The sequence below is a fragment of the Nocardiopsis protaetiae genome (assembly GCF_045446735.1).
In the GTDB taxonomy this organism is placed as follows: Bacteria; Actinomycetota; Actinomycetes; order Streptosporangiales; family Streptosporangiaceae; genus Nocardiopsis; species Nocardiopsis protaetiae.
On the sequence record NZ_JBJJBV010000007.1, the window covers coordinates 21,502 to 39,928 of the forward strand.

Below are 18,427 nucleotides of genomic sequence, written 5' to 3' on the forward strand. Positions count from 1 at the left end.
CCGGCAGCATCACCTGTGGAAGGCGATCCGTCAACCCCTGCGCGGGGTCGATCCGTCCGGTGGACTGCGCGCTCGCCCTGGCCCCGTGGGGGTTGTGAGCCATCGGACACCCGGAAGAGTTCCCCCGGGGCCAGCGGGTAAACACTCACCCGCCCGCCTCTCAAGATCGGCCCTCCGAGATTCCCGGCACCGGAGATTACCGTGTCCCGGGGACGATCCGCATCCGCGGGCCGCCCCGCACCCGGGGCCGGAGCCGTTCCCCCAGCTCGCGGGCCCGACAAGCTTCGCACACGTGAGCGGCTGTTCCCGGCCGCCGGGCGCGGCTCGGCGCGGCGCCGCGCGGCGGGGGCCGCCGGCCGCGGCACCCGCCCGAACACCGGTCGGAACACCGTGGCCCCCGGGGCGGTACAGGGCCCCCTGGACAACACAAAGGCGGCCGCCCACCCCCGGAAGGGTGGACGGCCGCGCAGGCAGTCGACGGGCCGCGTGCGGCCCGCTGAGGACTACTTGAGGGTGACGGTGGCGCCGGCGCCCTCGAGAGCGGCCTTGGCCTTCTCCGCGGTCTCCTTGTTGACGCCCTCGAGCAGCGGCTTGGGAGCGTTGTCGACCAGGTCCTTGGCCTCCTTGAGGCCCAGGCTCGTGAGGCCGCGGACCTCCTTGATGACCTGGATCTTCTTGTCGCCGGCGGCCTCGAGGACGACGTCGAACTCGTCCTTCTCCTCGACCTCGGCGGCGGCGCCGCCACCGGCACCCGGGGCGGCGACGACGGCGGCCGGAGCGGCGGCGGTGACGTCGAACTTGTCCTCGAAGAGCTTCACGAACTCGGACAGCTCGAGGAGGGTCATCTCCTCGAACGCGGCAAGCAGGTCCTCGTTGCTGAGCTTCGCCATGATGCGATCTCTCTTTCTTTACGAACACGCGCGCCGTCGGGCATCACGTGCGAGCCAGTGGCCGGGCGCCGTCGGCACCCGCCGTGGTCCAAAGGGTTTAAGCGGCTTCCTCGGAACGCTTGTCCGCCAGGGCCTGTGCGAGACGCACGGCCTTGGAGGGAAGCGCCTGGAAGACGGCGGCGGCCTGGCCCTGCTTGGCCTTGAGCGCGCCGGCAAGCTTCGAGAGGAGAACCTCTCGGGACTCCAGATCGGCCAGCTTGGTGACGTCCTCGGCGCTCATCGACTTGCCGTCGATGATGCCGCCCTTGATCACCAGCGGCGAGTTCGCCTTGGCGAAGTCGCGCAGACCCTTGGCGGCCTCGACCACGTCACCGTGGACGAAGGCGACGGCGGACGGGCCGACGAGCAGATCATCGATCTGGACGTCGACGCCGGCCTCCTTGAGCGCCAGCTTGGTCAGCGTGTTCTTCACGATGGAGAAACGCGCGTTCTGGCCGAGGCTACGGCGCAGCTCGGTGAGCTGAGCCACAGTGAGCCCCCGGTATTCGGTCAGCACGGCACCGCTGGACTCTCGGAACTCCTCCGAGAGTGCGGCGACCGCGGCTGCCTTGTCCGGCCTCGCCATGGGACTCCTTCCAACATTGAACGCCGGTGATTCCCAAGGACCCGCACGACGACGGGCGTCAGCACGAGAAAAAGCCCCGAGCGCCAGGCGCACGGGGCACGTCCGCGTATCCGGGTCCGAACGCGCGGGGCGCGTGCGGGCGATACGGGAAAGCTCTTGTGACACCTGCGCGGGCGCCCATCGCGGATGGGCCCTTAGGTCACCCGTTCGGGTGACGACCAGCGGTCTTCGGCAAGAAACCATCGTACCCGACTTCGGAGGTGCTCGAACCTGCGTTTTCGGGCCCCGCGGCCGTGACGGTCCTCACCTGCGAAAACGTCGGGAAACATGAAACCGAACGGGCCTGAGGACCGTCGGAGGGACGCAAGATAAACAAGTCCGGAATGTCCACCCCGCGTGGGAACATGACGGCGTTGAGCACACCCCGCTCTGTGGTGCTCATCCCCCTTTGAGAGAAAGCGACACAAGCACCGTGAAGACCCGCGTCCCGGCTCTGTTCACCGCCGGGGTCCTGGCCCTGTCCCTCGCCGCCTGCGGCTCCGAAGAGGCCCCCGAGCCGACCGAGGAGGCCACCGAGGCCGCCGCCGAGGAGGAGAAGGGCGGGAGCATCTTCGACCTGCTGAGCAGCATGGACGACAGCACCCGTGAGCTCACCAACTACACCCTCTTCGTCGAGGTGACGTCCGAGGACCCCGACCTCGGGGAGTTCTCCGCGGAGATGACCTTCGAGGCGATGGACGACCCGAAGGCCGTCCAGACCACCGTGTTCATGCCCGACATGGCCGACATGATCCTGGAGATGACCGGCGTCACCGCCGAAGACCTCGGCGTCACCGCCGAGGACCTGGGCACCACCATCATCATCACCCCGGCCGAGGGCGAGCCCCTGCTCTCCAACCACACCGGTCTGGAGGAGGCCGACACCCCCTGGGTGCGCGGCACCCCGGAGGCCCAGGACGCGACCGCTGAAGAGATGTTCGACCTGGAGGAGTTCCCCGGGCTCGTGGCCGCCTTCGCCGAGATCGAGGAGATGGAGGAGGTCGGCTCCGAGAAGGTCAACGGAGCGGACACCACCATGGTGAAGGGCAGCCTGACCCAGGACCAGGTCGACGCCATGGACGCCGAGGCCAAGCTGGCGGTCCTGGAGTTCATCGGCGGGGACATCATCGGCACCCTTGACGTCGCCATCTGGATCTCCGAGGACGGCTTCCCCCTGAAGCTGGACATGTCCGACGACGACTTCGAGATGAACCTGGAGTTCTCCGAGATCGGCACCACCTCGTTCGAGATCCCGGCCGAGGACCAGATCACCGACCTGTAGCCGCGGCGGCGCCCCCGGGACGGGGGGCGCCCTCCGGGCACCTCCGGGCCCCGTAGGCCCGCCCTGGGAACGACGACGGCCCCCGGCTCCTCTCGGAGCCGGGGGCCGTTCGCGTCAGTCGGACCGTCAGGCTTCGAGCGGGATGCTCGGGCCCATGGTCGTGGAGACCACGGCCTTCTTGATGTAGCGCCCCTTGGCGGCGGACGGCTTGAGACGGGTCACCTCGTCGATGGCGGCCTGGTAGTTCTCCAGGAGCTGCTGCTCGCCGAAGGAGGCCTTGCCGATGATGAAGTGCAGGTTCCCGTGGCGGTCCACGCGGAACTCGATCTTGCCGCCCTTGATGTCGGTGACGGCCTTGGCCACGTCGGGGGTGACCGTGCCCGTCTTGGGGTTCGGCATCAGGCCGCGCGGACCCAGGACGCGGCCGAGGCGACCGACCTTGCCCATGAGGTCCGGGGTGGCGACGACGGCGTCGAAGTCGGTGAAGCCCTTGGCCACCTTCTCGATCATCTCGTCGTCACCGATGATGTCGGCGCCCGCGGCCAGAGCCTGCTCGGCACGCTCACCGGTCGCGAAGACCAGGACCCGTGCGGTCTTACCGGTGCCGTGCGGCAGGTTCACGGTGCCGCGGACCATCTGGTCGGCCTTGCGCGGGTCGACGCCCAGGCGCAGGGCCACCTCGACGGTCGCGTCGAACTTGGCGGTGGAGGTCTCCTTGGCCAGCTTCACGGCCTCGGAGGGGGTGTACTGCTTCTCGCGGTCCACCAGCTCGCTGGCTTTGCGGTAGTTCTTGCTGCGCTTCACGCTGTTCTCCTTATGGGGAACGTGTGGTCTGTGGGCCAGCGCGAGGCCCTGCCACGTTTCGGTTCTGGAACTGTCGAGCATCCCTCGCCCGGCCGGTAACAGCGGCCGGATGACGGGGCTACTTGACCTCGATGCCCATCGAGCGGGCGGTGCCGGCGACGATCTTGGCGGCGGCCTCGATGTCGTCGGTGTTGAGGTCGGGCAGCTTGGTCTGCGCGATCTCGCGGACCTGCTCGGCGGTGATGGAACCGGCCGTGCTGCGACCCGGGTCGGTGGCGGCCTTGTCCAGGCCCGCGGCCTTCAGGATCAGCTTCGGCGCCGGCGGCGTCTTGGTGACGAAGGTGAAGGACCGGTCCTCGTAGATCGAGATCTCGACCGGGATCACGTTGCCGCGCTGGGACTCCGTGGCAGCGTTGTACTGCTTGCAGAAGTCCATGATGTTGACGCCGTGCGGACCGAGAGCGGTACCGACGGGCGGAGCCGGGGTCGCCTGACCGGCGGGCAGCTGCACCTTGACGAGTGCGGCCAGTTTCTTCTTCGGAGGCATATCGGGTCCTTTGCCTGATCTGCGTTGTGTACCGTCCCTGTCCTCCCTGGGCACCGCACGGCCGGGAACGGCCGGGGAACCACCGCGGTGGGAGGAGTGCGCCCGGCGGTGAAGACGCCGGGCCGCGGCCCGCCGGGACCGGGCGGGCCGTGCGCACCCGACCGGGGGCCGGGCACGCGAGTGGGTCCGCCCGAGGGCGGACCCACCAAGTCTACGCCGCCCGGGCGAGTACCCGGGCGCGGTCGGCCGGATCAGATCTTGGCGACCTGGTTGAACGACAGCTCGACGGGGGTCTCGCGGCCGAAGATCGACACCAGCACCTTGAGCTTCTGGGTGTCGGGGTTGATCTCGCTCACGGTGGCGGGCAGGGTCGCGAACGGGCCCTCCATGACCGTGACGGACTCGCCGACCTCGTAGGCGACGTCGGAGCGGATCTCCACCCCGCCGGCCTTGACCTTCTGGGCCTGCTCCGGCTCGACCTCGGGCTCGGGCGCGAGCAGCTTGGCGACCTCGGTGAGGCTGAGCGGGGCGGGCTTGTTGGACAGGCCCACGAACCCGGTCACGCCGGGGGTGTTGCGGATGGCCGACCAGGACTCGTCGGTGAGGTCCATGCGGACGAGCACGTAGCCGGGCAGCACCTTCTCGGTGACCTGCTGGCGCTTGCCGCTCTTGACCTCGGTGACCTGGTGCTCGGGGACCTCGACCTGGAAGATGTACTCCTCCATGTTGAGGGACTGGGTGCGGCTCTCGACGTTGGCCTTGACGCGCTTCTCGTACCCGGCGTAGGTGTGCACGACGTACCAGTCGCCGGGGAGCAGGAAGAGCTCGTTCTTGAACTCCTCGACGGGGTCGAGGCGCGGGGCCTCCTCGGCCTCCTCCGCGTCCTCGTCGTCGGCCGCCTCGGCATCGTCGGCCGCCTCGACGTCGTCGGTCGGCTCGGCGTCATCGGCCGACGCGGCGTCGGTCAGCTCGGCGTCGTCGGAGTCGGCCTGCGCGGCCTCCTCGGACGGCTCGCCCGCCAGGCCGGTCGCTTCCGCCGACGACTGACCCGGCTCCTCTTCGGGGAAGTCGTCATTGGTCAGTGGGGACTCGGACACGGCTGCTGCTCTTTCTCTCGTCGGGTGCGCTGCGCGGTCCCTCCTCGGTGCCGCCCAGCGCTTCTCGATGCCCAGCGGTTCTGCGCTGCGCCGGGGCCGGAACGCCGCGCGGGGCGCCCGGTTCGGGACCCGGTCCTGTCAGCTTAAGCTCTCCCGGCGCGGCGCGGGGCCAACGCGCGCACGGGCGAGGCCGCGTCCCGCACGGGGCGGAACGCGGCCTGTGAGATCGGTGACCCCCGCGGGGGCGGGTGGGTCGATCGTGGGGACTAGAGGCCCTCGGGGGTGCCGAAGGTGCCGTAGAGCCAGGTGACGGCCTCGCCGAAGCCCCAGTCCAGGAGCGAGACGTAACCCAGGATCATGAGCACGAAGACCAGGACCACGATGGTGTAGGTGACCAGTTCGCGGCGCGTGGGCCAGCGCACCTTGCGCAGCTCGCCGACGACCTGCTTGGTGAACGTCACCGGACCGGTACGGCGCGTGGGCTCCTTACCGGGCTTTGCGTCGGCGTCAGTCTGAGTCACCTGGGGTCCTTAGGGTCGCGGGTCTGTCCCCGAGATAGCAGGAAAGCCCGTTCGCGCGACGCGGCGGCCGGTCAGGCCGCCACGCCGCGCGAACGGTCGTGCAGGGCAGGAGGGACTCGAACCCCCAACCGCCGGTTTTGGAGACCGGTGCTCTGCCAATTGAGCCACTGCCCTATGCGGAAACCGCGCTCCCACCATAGCCGGTCCGTGCCGTGTCCGCACACTGCCGGTGCGTAACACCTGGGCCACGACCGGCCGACGCGTGAGAGTTTACGGGTTCCCCCGCACAGGGCCAAACCGATTACCTCCGCCGCCTGATCCCACCTCCCCGGACAGGGCCGGAACGGTCGGCTCCGCAGCGGTTCCCGCCCACCCCGACACGGGCGCGGCCTCGCATGACACCATGGACCGCATGACCAACCGACCCCGTGTCTCTGCACGCATCAGCGCCATCTCCGAGTCCGCAACCCTCGCCGTGGACGCCAAGGCCAAGGCCATGAAGGCGGAGGGCCGTCCCGTCATCGGCTTCGGCGCGGGGGAACCGGACTTCCCGACTCCGGACTACATCGTGGACGCGGCGATCGCCGCCGCCCGCGAGCCCAAGTACCACCGCTACACCCCGGCCGGCGGCCTGCCCGAGCTGAAGAAGGCCATCGCCGAGAAGACCGCCCGCGACTCCGGCTACCGGGTGGAGCCCGCCCAGGTCCTGGTGACCAACGGCGGCAAGCAGGCCATCTACGAGGCGTTCGCCGCCCTGCTCGACCCGGGCGACGAGGTCATCGTCATCGCCCCGTACTGGACCACCTACCCCGAGTCGATCAAGCTCGCGGGCGGTGTGCCGGTCTACGTGGTCACCGACGAGACCACCGGCTACCTGGCGAGCGTGGAGCAGCTGGAGGCCGCGCGCACCGAGCGCACCAAGGTCCTGCTGTTCGTCTCCCCGTCCAACCCGACCGGCGCCGTCTACCCGCGCGAGCAGGTGCGCGCCATCGGGCGGTGGGCGCACGAGCACGGCCTGTGGGTGCTCACCGACGAGATCTACGAGCACCTGGTCTACGGGGACGCCGAGTTCTCCTCGCTGCCGGTCGAGGTGCCCGAGATCGCCGACCGCACCGTCATCGTCAACGGCGTCGCCAAGACGTACGCGATGACCGGCTGGCGCGTGGGGTGGGTCATCGGCCCCAAGGACGTCGTCAAGGCCGCGAGCAACCTCCAGTCGCACGCCACCTCCAACGTCGCCAACGTGTCCCAGGCCGCCGCGATCGCCGCGGTGTCGGGCGACCTGGCCGCCGTGGAGGAGATGAAGAAGGCGTTCGACCGCCGCCGCAAGACGATCGTGCGGATGCTCAACGAGATCGACGGCGTCTTCTGCCCGGAGCCGCAGGGCGCGTTCTACGCCTACCCGTCGGTCAAGGGCGTGCTGGGCAAGGAGATCCGCGGCCGCCGCCCGCAGACCTCCACCGAGCTGGCCGAGCTGATCCTGGACGAGGCCGAGGTCGCGGTGGTCCCGGGCGAGGCCTTCGGCACCCCGGGCTACCTGCGCCTGTCCTACGCGCTGGGCGACGAGGACCTGGCCGAGGGCGTCAGCCGCATCCAGAAGCTGCTGGCCGAGGCCAAGTAGGCGCGTGCCACCGCGCGGGCCCGTCCGGATTCGTCCGGGCGGGCCCGCGGCGTGTGCAGGGCATCACCGGGGAAGTACGGCGCTCCGGCACCACGAGTGGCCCGGATACGGCAATCTTGGTCCATGGAGACACCCATCACCGGCCGCCGCTTGGACCGGCTGCCCAAGGCCCACCTGCACCTCCACTTCACCGGGTCGATGAGGCACTCCACACTGGTGGAGCTGGCCGAGAAGCGGGGCGTGCACCTGCCCCAGGCCCTGGTGACCGAGTGGCCGCCCAAGCTGCGGGCCACCGACGAGCGCGGCTGGTTCCGGTTCCAGCGCCTCTACGACATCGCCCGCTCGGTGCTGCGCGAGCCCGAGGACATGTACCGGCTGCTGCGCGAGGCGGCCGAGGACGAGCGCGCGGCCGGCTCGGGCTGGCTGGAGATCCAGGTGGACCCCAGCGGGTACGCGGCGCTGTTCGACGGGCTGACCGCCACCCTGGAGCTGGTGCTGGACGCCGCCCGGGCAGCCGAACGCGACACCGGGGTGGGTGTCGGGATCATGGTGGCCGCCAACCGCACCCGGCACCCGCTGGACGCCCGGGCGCTGGCCCGGCTGGCCCGCCAGTACGCGGGCAGGGGCGTGGTGTCGTTCGGGCTCAACAACGACGAGCGGCGCGGCCGGGCCCGGGAGTTCGAGGCGGCGTTCCGGATCGCCCGCCGGGCCGGGCTGCTGTCGACCCCGCACGGCGGCGAGCTCCAGGGGCCGCTGAGCATCCGGGAGTGCCTGGACGAGCTGGAGGCCGACCGGGTGGGGCACGGGGTGCGGGCGATCGAGGACCCGTACCTGGTGGAGCGGATCGCCACCCAGGGGGTGACGCTGGAGATCTGCCCGACCTCCAACGTGGGCCTGGGGGTGTTCAACGAGCTGGAGCACGTGCCGCTGCGGAGGCTGTTCGACGCGGGGGCGCCGATCGCGCTGGGCACCGACGACCCGCTGCTGTTCGGTCCGCGGCTGGTGGAGCAGTACCGGATCGCCCGGGAGGTGTTCGGGTTCACCGACCCGGAGCTGGCCGAGCTGGCGCGGATGTCGATCCGGGGTTCGGGGGCGCCGGAGTCGCTCAAGAAGGAGATGCTGTCCGGGGTGGAGGCCTGGCTGGCCGCCGACCCCGAACCGCTGGGGTGACCCGCCCGGGGCGGGCCGGGGGCGTCAGCCCAGGAGCATGAGGACGCCCTGGCCGACCATGACCGCGCCCGCGACGAAGAACAGGGACGCGGCGCCGATCTTGATGGCCTTCTCCGGGAGCTTCTTGCCCAGGACGGCGCCGAGGGCGATCGCGATGGCGTCGGCCGCGACCATGCCGGCGGTGGAGCCGATCCACACCGGCAGCCAGTCGTGCTGGGTGCCGACGGCGATGGTGGTCAGCATGGTCTTGTCGCCGAGCTCGGCGATGAAGAACACGGTGAAGACCGTGATGAACGCGGACTTGATGCGCCGGGAGGCGGCGCGCTCCTCGTCCTTGGCGCTCATCTCATCGCCGCGCAGCGTCCAGGCGCCGAAGACCAGGAACGCGATGCCCGCGACGAGGGTGATCCAGTCGGTGGGCAGGGACGCGCCCAGGACCTCGGCGATGAACACGCTCACGATGTGCACGACGGCGGTGGCGGCGGTGATGCCGAGGATGACGGTGAGCGCGCGGTAGCGGGTCGCCAGCGACATGGCGACGAGCTGGGTCTTGTCGCCCATTTCGGCGATGAAAACGGCCAGGGCGCTGATTCCGAGGCCCGCGAGAAATGCCGTCATATGTCCTCTCCCTCATGCTGGCTGGGGCGGAAGGGAGCGGATACGCCCCTTCGACCCGGTCGGTGATGGCCGGGTCGAAGGTCTCGTCCGCCCTGCTGTCCGCCCCTCCCGGCGGGAGGGAGGCATGGTGGGGCCCGCGTGACCGGGACCACAGGGGGTCCAGTATGTCGACCACGCGATCGGGGACTACTCCCCTTCGACGTCTCCGACTTTAGGGCAGCATTCCCTGGAATTGCAATTCATGGATTGGGCGAATTCACCGCGGAGGCCGGTCGAATAACGATGTTCGGCCGGCCTCACTTTGGAATTCGATGCGGGTGATCCGTTTCTTGGACGCGCTTTCCCGCGCGGGATCACGGGGCCGGGGTGCGCGCCGGGCCCACCGGGTTCACCGGGGTGCGGGCACCGAAGGCCATCGACCAGCCGAGGGGGACCAGGGCCGCGATCAGGGTGATGTCGCAGACGACCGCCAGGACGTCGATCCGCTCCGGGCGGGCGAGCACGAACAGGATCCCGCCCAGGGCCACCAGGACCGCCGACCAGCGGGGCACCGCCCGGGTGCGCCACAGCAGGATTCCGGTGAGCACGTACATGAGCGGACCGAACAGGCCCCAGGGGAACAGGGCGAAGAACGCGATCAGCGTCTCCCCGGCCAACTCGCCCGTCATGTAGTCGCCGCCGGAGACGGCCGTCTGGATGGCCAGGACGCTGAAGCCGGTCCCGGCGACGAACGACACCACGGCCAGGGCCATGAGGGCGGGGGCCGCGCGCGGCGCCACCGGCTCCAGGGCCCGGAACAGGCCGACGAAGCCGAGCGTGAGGGCCATGCACGCCCACACGCTGACGGTGCCGCCCAGGACGCCGTTGTTGATGCCGTCCCCCACGGTGATGAAGGCGACGGTGCTCGCGAACAGGAGCAGGGGCCCCAGGACCAGGGCGATGCCGTGGACCCTGGCGGCGACGGGCGAGAGGACCGCGGCCGCGTTGTCGGAGAGCTGAGTGGTCATGACTCCTCCAGGGGAGTGCGGGTGCCGGGCCGTCCGTCCCCGGCCCGACCCGGTTCGCGGGGTCTCCCCCGCCTCCCCTCCAGGCTTCCTCCCGCGCGGGTGCGGCACATGCCTGCGGCCCGGCCGATCGCCGGGCGGCCACCCGTACCTCCGGGGGTGCGGCTGTCCGCCTTCCGCCCGGGGCGGGGTGAGCGGATACTGAATCGTGTGAACGCGCACGCGGGGGCACCCGGTCGGGTGCCGACGTCGATCGCGGTGGTCGGCACGGTGGTCGTGGTCGCCGCGTTCGTCCTCCTCGCGGTCCGCCAGCGCCCGCCCGAGGTGTACTTCTGGCTCTTCCTGTTCCACAACGGGCCCACGGGGGTCGCCCTGCTGTGGCTGAGCCGGCTGGTGCTGATGCGGCGGCCCGGCAACCGGGCCGGGACGGTCCTGCTGGTGATGGGCGTCTTCTCGGTGGCGCACGTGGTGGTGGCGGCGTTCGCGGACGCCCGGTTCACCGCGGCCGGGTTCGTGTGGCCCCTGGGCGTGGACCGGGTCCCCCTGCCCTCCGAGATGCCCCTGGACGCCTCGGTCCCGCTGTGGATCATGAGCTGGCTGTGGGTGCCCGTACCGGTGCTGGCGATCACCGTGCTGCCGTTGGTCTTCCCCGACGGGCGGCCTCCCCCGGGGCGCGGGTGGCGGGCGGTGCCGGTGCTGGCCGCCGCGGGCGGGGCGGCGCTCGTGGCGGCGGGGATGCGCGACTCCTGGCCGACCGCCGACTGGACCGTCGATGAAACGCCTCCCGAGGTGGTCGTACTGACCGGGGTCGGATGGCTGCTGGTCCTGGCCGCCTCGATCACGGCGCTGGTGGCACTGGGCATGCGCTGGTACCGCTCGGAGGGTGAGCGGGCCCGGCAGTTCCAGGTGGTGGGGGTCACCGCCGGGGCGCTGGCGCTGACCATGGCGGGGACCTCCCCGTGGCCACAGGTGTGGACCCCGGCCGGACTCGTCGCCTTCATCGCCCTGCTGGCCGCCTACGCCCTCGCGGCCGCGCGCTACCGGCTGCACGACCTGGAGCCGGTGCTGGGGCGGGCCGCGGTGGCCGCGGTGCTGTCGGTGCTGGTCGCCGCCGTCTACCTGGCGGTCGTCGTGGGGGTGGGCCGCCTGGTCGGCCAGGGCACGGAGAACACCCTGCTCCCCCTGGTGGCGGTGGGGGCGGTGGCGCTGCTCATCGAACCCGCGCGCAGGCGCACCCGGCGGCTGGTGGACCGGGCGCTGTACCGGCGGCGGGCCGACCGGACCGAGGTGCTGTCCCGGCTGGCCGAACGCTCCAGCGACGCGCGCAGCGCCGCCGACGTGCTGGACGAGGTGACCGGACTCCTGCTGCGGGGCACCGGGGCGGCCCGGGCGGAGGTCGCCCTGGACGGCGGCGGAGTGGTCGCCGCGGGCCGGGGGGCGGACGGGGAGCCGGTGCTGGCGGCCCCGGTCGAGCACGGCGGCGAGCGGTTCGGCGAGCTGCGCCTGTACGCCCGGGCCGCCGCCGACCTGGTGCCGGACGCCCGGCCGCTGGCGGACGACGTGGCCCACGCCCTGGGTGTGGTGCTGCACAACGACCGGCTCACCGGGCGGCTGCGCGAGCACGTGGAGGAGCTGCGGGACTCGCGGCGGCGGCTGGTGGAGGCGCACGACCGGGCGCGGCGCGGGCTGGAGCGGGACATCCACGACGGCGCCCAGGCCCGGCTGGTGGCGGCCCGGCTGCGGGTGGGGGTGCTGCGCGCGCTGGCGGAGGCACCGGACGGGCCGGACGCGGAGCGGATCGTGGCGGGGCTGGAGGTGCTGGGCCGGGAGCTGGACGCGGCGGTGCGGTCGCTGCGGGACCTGTCCCGGGGGCTGCACCCGCCGATGCTGGAGCAGGACGGGCCCGCGGCCGCGCTGCGGGCGGCCACCCGGGACCTGCCGGTGCCGGTCCGGGTGACCGGGGACTCCGGGGGCAGGCACGAGCGGGCGGTGGAGGACGCGGTCTACTTCTGCTGCCTGGAGGCGGTGCACAACGCGGTCCGGCACGGCGGGGCGGGGTCGGTGGGCGTGGAGGTGTCCGGGGGCGGCGGGCGGCTGCGGTTCCTGGTCTCCGACGACGGGTGCGGGTTCGACCCCGCGGCGCCGCGGTCGGGCACCGGGCTGACCGGGATCGGGGACCGCATCCGGGCCCTGGGCGGGCGGGTGCTGGTGGAGTCGGCGCCGGGGTCGGGTACCCGGGTGAGCGGCGAGGTCCCGGTCCGGGTGGAGGGTCGGGGGCGGGTGCCGGTCCAGGGGCGGGCGGAGGCTCAGGGCCGGGTGGAGGAGAGGTAGAGCAGGACCGCGCGGACCCGGCGGTGCACGGCGGTGTCCTCGGGGTCCAGGTCGAGTTTGGCGAGCACCGAGGTGATGTGCTTCTCCACGGCGCGTTCGGTGAGGACCAGGGTGTCGGCGATGGCGGCGTTGGACAGGCCCCGGGCGACCAGGCCCAGCACCTCGTTCTCGCGGGCGGTGAGCCGGGACAGCGGCGAGGCCTCGCGGGCGGTGCGGGCCCGGACCAGCGCCTCCACCACGAGCGGGTCCAGGACGGTGCCGCCGGCGACCACGGCGGCGATGGCGTCGCGCAGCTGGCGCAGGTCGCCCACCCGCTCCTTGAGCAGGTAGGCGCGGCCCGCGGCACCGGGCGAGAACAACCGCAGCGCCCACTCGGGCTCCATGTACTGGGACAGCACGACCACGCCCAGCCCGGGGTGGGTGCGGGCCAGCCGCTCGGCGGCCGCGATGCCCTCGTCGCCGGCGTCGGGCGGCATGCGCACGTCGGTGAGCACCACGTCGGGCGCGTGGCGGTCCACGGCGGCCAGCAGGTCGGGCAGGGCGGCGACGCTCGCGACCAGGTCGATGTCGCCCTGGGTGTCCAGCAGCAGCCGCAGGCCCTCACGGATGAGGTAGCTGTCCTCGGCCACCACCACGCGCACGCTCATGGGGCCAGAGCGTATCCTCCGGCCCGGGCCGGTCCTAGAGGGATACGCCGATCATCACCGGCTCGTTGACCAGGCGCACCCCGAAGGCCGCCTCCACCCCGGCGCGGACCTCGCGGGCCAGGTCGAGGAGGTCGGCGGTGTTGGCCCCGCCCGGGTTGGTCAGGGCCAGGGTGTGCTTGCCGGACAGCCGGGCCGGGCCGGAGCCGTAGCCCTTGCCGAACCCGGCGCGGTCGATGAGCCAGGCCGCGGACAGCTTGACGGCGCCGTCGGCGTCGGGGTGGCCGGGCACCGGGACGTCCGGGCCCAGCCGCTCGGCGGCGCGCTCGCGCACCGCCGCGTACTCCTCGGCGCTGACCACCGGGTTGGTGAAGAACGACCCGGCGCTGCGGGTGTCGGGGTCGGCGGGGTCCAGCACCATGCCCTTGCCGCGGCGCAGGCCCAGGACGGTCTCGCGGGCCCGCTCCATGGGCACCCGCTCCCCCGCCCCGACGCCCAGGGTGCGGGCGACCTCGGCGTAGGCGACGGGCCGGCTGAGCTTGCCGCGGTGCAGGGCGAAGACGACCTCGCACACCACGTACCGGTCGTCGCCCTTGAAGACGCTGTCGCGGTAGGTGAACCCGCACTCGGCGGCCGACAGCACCCGGCGCTCACCCTCGCGCCGGTCGTACACCAGCACCTCGCGGACGGTCTGGGAGACGTCCTGGCCGTAGGCGCCGACGTTCTGGATGGGGGTGGAGCCGACCCGGCCGGGGATGCCGGACAGGAACTCCAGGCCGTTGAGGCCCTCGGCGACGACCCGCTCCACCAGCGGGTCCCACTCCACGCCGGCCTCGGCGCGCAGCAGGACCACGGGCTCGCCGGTGGCCGGGTCGGTCGCGCCGGTCTCCTCCAGGGTCACGCCCTGGGAGGCGATGTGGACCACGGTGCCGGGGAACCCCGCGTCGGCGACCACCAGGTTGCTGCCGCCGCCCAGGACCAGCACGGGCTCGCCGGCGGCGTCGGCCGCGGCGACGGCCGCGACGAGGTCGTCGGTGGACTCGACCCGCAGGTAGGACCGGGCGGGGCCGCCCAGGCCGAGGGTGGTGTGGTCGGCGAGGCGGACGGCGGACGGTTCGGTGTGTGCGGACACGGGGTGTTCCTTCTGCTGCGGGCTCAGGCCAGGCGGACGACGGCGGTGGAGCGGGCCAGGACCTTGGCGCCGGCGGAGCGGGCGCTCAGGGCCACGGTGACCGTGCCGTCGTCGTGCTTCTTCTTGACGGTGCCGCCGACGACGATCTCGGCGCCCTCGTCGTCGTCGGGGACCACGACGGGCGCGGAGAAGCGCACCGAGTAGTCGACGACGGCGCCGGGGTCGCCGGTCCAGTCGGTGATGAGGCGGGCCGCCTGGGCCATGGTGAACATGCCGTGCGCGATCACGTCGGGCAGTCCGACGGACTTGGCGAAGCGCTCGTTCCAGTGGATGGGGTTGAAGTCGCCCGACGCCCCGGCGTAGCGGATCAGGTCCAGGCGGCGGACGGTGAAGGTCCGCTCGGGGATCTCGGTGCCGACCTCGACGTCGGCGTGGCGCAGGTTGCTCACGGTCGCGTTCCTCGGGTTGTGGGGGCCGGTGGTCTACTCGCCGCGGACGACGAGCATCATGCCCGCCGTGACGACGTGGTCGCCGGAGGCGTCGGTGGCGACGGTCTCCAGGGTGAGCAGCTCGTTGCCGCCCAGCGCCTTGACGTCGGTGATGCGGGTGACGGTGTCGAGGACGTCGCCCGCGACCACCGGGCGGCTGTAGTGGAAGCCCTGGTCGCCGTGGACGACGCGGGAGAAGTCGACGCCGAGTTCGGGGTCGGCGATGGCCTGGGCGGAGCCCGCCATGCCGAGGATGACGGGGAAGGTCGGCGGGGCCACCACGTCGGCGTACCCGGCGGCCTTGGCGGAGGCCGGGTCGGTGTAGACGGGGGCGGTGTCGCCCACGGCCTCCGCGAACTCGCGGATCTTGACGCGGGTGACCTCGTAGGCCTCCGGGGCCCGGTACTCCCGGCCCACGTAGTCGGGGTTGATCGCCACGCTCTGCCTCTCCTGAAAAGTGCCCTGGGACGCGAACGGCCCGGTGAGCTGATAGCTCACCGGGCTCGAAGTCTATGAGAAGCCGTGCTTCTCACGCGCGGTGTGATCGACCGCAACGGCTCACGCGGACCTAGCGGGTCTCGCGGTGCTCGTTGTGCTTGCGGCAGTTCGGGCAGAACTTCTTGATCGTGAGCCGGTCGGGGGTGTTCCGACGGTTCTTGCGCGTGATGTAGTTACGGTGATTGCACTCCTGGCAGGCCAGGGTGATCTTCGGCCTCACGTCTGTGGCAGCCACGTCGGAGTGCCTTTCTCGTGGAAGACGGACTTGGTCGTGCAGTGCACCGAGGGTGAACACTGCGAAGTCCTCGCCGCGACCCCTGGTGCACGATGTGCGGTGTCCAAGGGTCGGCGAGGTGGTAGCGGAGGCCGGACTTGAACCGACGACACAGCGATTATGAGCCGCTTGCTCTACCGACTGAGCTACTCCGCCCCGATCACAGGGGTGGTGTCCGTGGTGTGCGGAACCGCCCCGGTCGGCCGGCGGAGATCCACCGGCCACCCACCTGAGTGGACCGGACCTCATCAAGTGGTGGAGCCCCTTTACGGAATCGAACCGTAGACCTTCTCCTTACCATGGAGACGCTCTGCCGACTGAGCTAAAGGGGCCTGCTGCTCGGGTTCCGCTCCTTCGGTCCCGGCCTTTCGGCCCGGCCCTCCGGGGCGTTCCCCCTTGCGCTGGTCATGACTATACATGGGTTGGGGGGTGGTCTGCCAAATCGGATACGGACCGCCCCGGCGGGGGCCGCGCGCCCCCTGCCCGGGAGCCGCGGAAGCCCTGCACGGCAGGGGTTCCCGAACCTTGGGAGGGCGCGCGCCGAGGGCCGGGAAAAGCCCGGGATGTGACGCGCGCCGCCCGTTCGGCGGCCCGTCGGACGGCCCGGCCGGCGGCCAGCCCGGGACCGGCCTCAGTACCGGTCGGAACCGTCCGAGACCCACACGTTGGACATGGCGTCCCGGTTGATGGTGCGGATGGTGGCGGGCAGCCCCAGCCGGCGCAGGGCGTCGGGCAGCCGGGTGTCGTGCGTGAACACCACCAGCTGGCGGTGGCGGCCCACCTCCGCCAGGACGGCGGACAGCCCCTCCACGGTCTCGGTGTCCATCGCCTGGACCGGGTCGTCCAGCACCAGGAACCCGAACGGGTTGCCGTCGACCAGGGTCCGCGGCAGGCAGATGGACAGCGCCAGGGCCTGGAACTCGCCCTGGCTGAGCAGCCCCGGCGCGCTGGTCTGGTCGCCGACGCCGTCGACGGTGACGTCCACCTCGACCCGGCGGCGGGCCCCGCGCCCGATCAGGCGCATGCCCCGCAGGTCGATGTGGCGCTCCTGGCGGAGCCGGAACCACACCTGCTCGGCCTGGCCCGCCACCGGGCCCAGGCGCTCCTCGCGCAGCAGGCGGGCCTGCTCCGACAGCCAGGTGAGCGCCGCCTCGGCCTCGGCCAGGGTGTCGCGGGCGCCCAGGGCGTCCCTGGCGTCGTCGAGCCAGGCGCCCAGCCGCTCGGCCTCATCGGCCCAGCCGCCGGTGGGGTCCTCCAGGCGTTCGGAGGCGTCCCGGCGGGCGCTGACGGCGGCGGCGCGCAGGCTCTTGCCGACGGTCTCGACGTGGTCGGCCAGCTCGCCCAGGTCGGTGAGGGTGGAGCCCGACTCCCACAGCGACCACACGCGTCCCAGCTCGCTGTCGGGCGGCAGCCAGGAGGGGGCCGGGGCCATGAGGAACCGGGCCTGGTCGCGGGCGGCGTCGGCGCGTTCGTGGGCGGCCGCGGCCGGGGCCGCCTGCTGGCGCAGCACGCGCAGGCGGGCCTGGGCCCGGCGGACCCAGTCCGAGCCCAGGGCGCCGGGGGTGTCGCAGGTGGGGCAGGTGCTCTCCCCCGGGTGGCGCTGGTGGAGCTCGATGGCCTCCTCCAGCAGGCGCACCACCCCGTAGGCGTGGTCGCCCTTGTTGCCGGCCGCCATGGCCAGCTCCATGGAGGCGCCGCGCAGCTCGTTGACGACGTCGGCCATCACCACGCGTTCGGGCACCGACAGGCGGCGCAGGCGGCGCATCACCACGTGCAGGCCGGGGTCGCTGGGCCCGTCGTCCTCGGCCAGGCGGCGCAGCTCGTCCAGGTCCAGGCCGGGGCCGGTGAGGAGCTCCGCGGCGCGGGCGGCGCGCGGGTCGTCGCAGGCGTGCAGCGCGTCCAGCAGGCGGGGCAGCTCCCGGGAGGGGCGGTCGCGGCGCTTGGCCAGGGCGTCGCAGAAGCGCGCCAGGCGGCGTTCGGCCTCGGCCAGGCCGGTGAGGCCCAGCAGGGACGTGAGCGTGTCGTACAGCTCCGCGGAGCGCCCCGAGACGGTGCGGCCCAGCTCGTCGTAGGACAGGAACGGCTTGTAGCGGACCAGGTCCTCGCCCCAGTCGAGGGTGCGCAGCGGGGCGGAGGTGCCGTCCGGGCGGATGATCTCGCCGCGGGCCGAGCGGACGCTCTCCCCGGTCCAGCGGCGGGTGATCCGGGTGGGTGCGTCGTCGCCCGCGATGAGGATGTCGACGGTCGCCTCGGTGCTCTCGTCGTAGTGCAGGTTGCGCCAGCCGTCGCGCCAGCCGGTGGGCATGGCGTCCCAGCGGGGGTTGCGGCCGGTCAGGGCGGCCTCGGCGGACTCGGCGAAGCTGGACTTGCCCGAGCCGTTGCGGCCCACGATGACGGTCAGCCCCGGCCCCGGCGGGAAGGCCAGCTCGGCGGGGCGGCCGATGCCGCGGAAGCCCTGGACCCGGATGCGGGTGAGGTAGGCGCGGCGGACCCGGCCCGGCGCCTGCGGGGCCGGGGCCCGCGGCGGGGGCTCGGGCACACTCTGGCCCTGGGCGCGGGCCTCCAGCGCCTCGTCGCCCCACAGCGCGGCGACGATCCAGGAGTGGATCCCGCGGGGCAGCCCCGAGCGCGCCAGTGCGTCCATGAGGACCGCGGCGGTGGGGTCGTCACCGGTGGCGGCCTCGGTGCGGTCGCCGGTCTCGATCCCCTCGGGCACCCGGGTCATTGTCGTACCCCATCTGTCGTCGTTCCTGCACAAGCAGACTAGGACAGCCCGCACGAGAACGGCCCGTAAAGGTCGGTACACGGTGGTCGGAGCGGTGCCCGGGGGCGGTGCCCGGGC

At 72.3% G+C, this 18,427-nt stretch carries 18 protein-coding genes and 3 tRNA genes; 4 read left to right on the forward strand and 17 right to left on the reverse strand.

All coding sequences use genetic code 11. The features are described from left to right. Positions 1-503 precede the first annotated feature (503 nt). Both rplL and rplJ read right to left on the reverse strand, forming a co-directional pair. On the reverse strand, positions 504-890 hold the full coding sequence (rplL, locus tag ACJOT3_RS02005) for a 50S ribosomal protein L7/L12 (protein WP_406968097.1): 387 nt from the start codon (positions 888-890) through the stop codon (positions 504-506). Between the two features lie 97 nt (positions 891-987). Next, on the reverse strand, positions 988-1,515 hold the full coding sequence (rplJ, locus tag ACJOT3_RS02010) for a 50S ribosomal protein L10 (protein ID WP_406968099.1): 528 nt from the start codon (positions 1,513-1,515) through the stop codon (positions 988-990). A gap of 472 nt (positions 1,516-1,987) precedes the next feature. Between rplJ and ACJOT3_RS02015 the strand changes: the two genes are divergently transcribed. After that, a complete protein-coding gene (locus ACJOT3_RS02015; protein WP_406968101.1) occupies positions 1,988-2,836 on the forward strand; it encodes an SCO4651 family lipoprotein in 849 nt (282 codons plus the stop codon). Positions 2,837-2,962: 126 nt separating this feature from the next. On the opposite strand, the gene rplA is transcribed toward ACJOT3_RS02015, so the two are convergent. From rplA to ACJOT3_RS02040, 5 genes are all read right to left on the reverse strand, one after another. Further along, on the reverse strand, positions 2,963-3,640 hold the full coding sequence (rplA, locus tag ACJOT3_RS02020) for a 50S ribosomal protein L1 (protein ID WP_406968103.1): 678 nt from the start codon (positions 3,638-3,640) through the stop codon (positions 2,963-2,965). Between the two features lie 118 nt (positions 3,641-3,758). Next, on the reverse strand, positions 3,759-4,187 hold the full coding sequence (rplK, locus tag ACJOT3_RS02025; protein ID WP_220563411.1) for a 50S ribosomal protein L11: 429 nt from the start codon (positions 4,185-4,187) through the stop codon (positions 3,759-3,761). Between the two features lie 251 nt (positions 4,188-4,438). Continuing rightward, on the reverse strand, positions 4,439-5,284 hold the full coding sequence (gene nusG, locus ACJOT3_RS02030; RefSeq protein ID WP_406968105.1) for a transcription termination/antitermination protein NusG: 846 nt from the start codon (positions 5,282-5,284) through the stop codon (positions 4,439-4,441). Positions 5,285-5,550: 266 nt separating this feature from the next. Next, entirely contained in the window at positions 5,551-5,805 is a 255-nt protein-coding gene (gene secE, locus ACJOT3_RS02035; protein WP_406968107.1) for a preprotein translocase subunit SecE, read from the reverse strand. A gap of 101 nt (positions 5,806-5,906) precedes the next feature. Further along, positions 5,907-5,979: transfer RNA gene (locus ACJOT3_RS02040), tRNA-Trp, on the reverse strand. Between the two features lie 238 nt (positions 5,980-6,217). On the opposite strand from ACJOT3_RS02040, the gene ACJOT3_RS02045 reads away from it, so the two are divergent. Both ACJOT3_RS02045 and ACJOT3_RS02050 read left to right on the forward strand, forming a co-directional pair. After that, complete coding sequence (locus ACJOT3_RS02045) at positions 6,218-7,426, forward strand: pyridoxal phosphate-dependent aminotransferase (RefSeq protein ID WP_406968109.1); 1,209 nt, start codon at positions 6,218-6,220, stop codon at positions 7,424-7,426. A 123-nt stretch (positions 7,427-7,549) separates the two neighbouring features. Continuing rightward, complete coding sequence (locus ACJOT3_RS02050) at positions 7,550-8,596, forward strand: adenosine deaminase (protein ID WP_406968111.1); 1,047 nt, start codon at positions 7,550-7,552, stop codon at positions 8,594-8,596. Between the two features lie 24 nt (positions 8,597-8,620). Here ACJOT3_RS02050 and ACJOT3_RS02055 read toward each other — a convergent pair whose 3' ends face one another. Both ACJOT3_RS02055 and ACJOT3_RS02060 read right to left on the reverse strand, forming a co-directional pair. Further along, positions 8,621-9,214, reverse strand: a complete 594-nt coding sequence (locus ACJOT3_RS02055; protein WP_406968113.1) for a TMEM165/GDT1 family protein — start codon at positions 9,212-9,214, stop codon at positions 8,621-8,623. 353 nt (positions 9,215-9,567) lie between these two features. Further along, the gene (locus ACJOT3_RS02060; protein WP_406968115.1) at positions 9,568-10,221 is read right to left on the reverse strand and encodes a hypothetical protein; all 654 of its coding nucleotides are present in this window, start codon (positions 10,219-10,221) and stop codon (positions 9,568-9,570) included. 207 nt (positions 10,222-10,428) lie between these two features. Between ACJOT3_RS02060 and ACJOT3_RS02065 the strand changes: the two genes are divergently transcribed. Beyond that, positions 10,429-12,549 (forward strand): ATP-binding protein, encoded by a 2,121-nt coding sequence (locus tag ACJOT3_RS02065; protein WP_406968117.1) that lies wholly within the window; start codon positions 10,429-10,431, stop codon positions 12,547-12,549. Here ACJOT3_RS02065 and ACJOT3_RS02070 read toward each other — a convergent pair. The 8 genes from ACJOT3_RS02070 to ACJOT3_RS02105 form a co-directional block, all read right to left on the reverse strand. Then, on the reverse strand, positions 12,525-13,196 hold the full coding sequence (locus ACJOT3_RS02070; protein ID WP_406968119.1) for a response regulator transcription factor: 672 nt from the start codon (positions 13,194-13,196) through the stop codon (positions 12,525-12,527). The genes ACJOT3_RS02065 and ACJOT3_RS02070 overlap by 25 nt on opposite strands. Before the next feature lie 34 nt (positions 13,197-13,230). Next, positions 13,231-14,325 carry a UDP-N-acetylmuramate dehydrogenase gene (locus ACJOT3_RS02075; RefSeq protein WP_406968121.1) on the reverse strand — a complete coding sequence of 365 codons (1,095 nt, stop codon included), beginning with the start codon at positions 14,323-14,325 and terminating at the stop codon, positions 13,231-13,233. Between the two features lie 23 nt (positions 14,326-14,348). Continuing rightward, positions 14,349-14,774, reverse strand: a complete 426-nt coding sequence (locus ACJOT3_RS02080; protein WP_406968123.1) for a MaoC family dehydratase — start codon at positions 14,772-14,774, stop codon at positions 14,349-14,351. 33 nt (positions 14,775-14,807) lie between these two features. Continuing rightward, positions 14,808-15,251, reverse strand: coding sequence for a MaoC family dehydratase N-terminal domain-containing protein (locus ACJOT3_RS02085; RefSeq protein WP_406968147.1), 444 nt, complete (start codon positions 15,249-15,251; stop codon positions 14,808-14,810). Positions 15,252-15,381: 130 nt separating this feature from the next. After that, the gene (gene rpmG / locus ACJOT3_RS02090) at positions 15,382-15,546 is read right to left on the reverse strand and encodes a 50S ribosomal protein L33 (RefSeq protein ID WP_026125254.1); all 165 of its coding nucleotides are present in this window, start codon (positions 15,544-15,546) and stop codon (positions 15,382-15,384) included. A 119-nt stretch (positions 15,547-15,665) separates the two neighbouring features. Beyond that, positions 15,666-15,741, reverse strand: a tRNA-Met gene (locus ACJOT3_RS02095). A 100-nt stretch (positions 15,742-15,841) separates the two neighbouring features. Then, positions 15,842-15,917, reverse strand: a tRNA-Thr gene (locus ACJOT3_RS02100). A gap of 299 nt (positions 15,918-16,216) precedes the next feature. Then, positions 16,217-18,310 carry an AAA family ATPase gene (locus ACJOT3_RS02105; RefSeq protein ID WP_406968126.1) on the reverse strand — a complete coding sequence of 698 codons (2,094 nt, stop codon included), beginning with the start codon at positions 18,308-18,310 and terminating at the stop codon, positions 16,217-16,219. Positions 18,311-18,427: the final 117 nt, after the last annotated feature.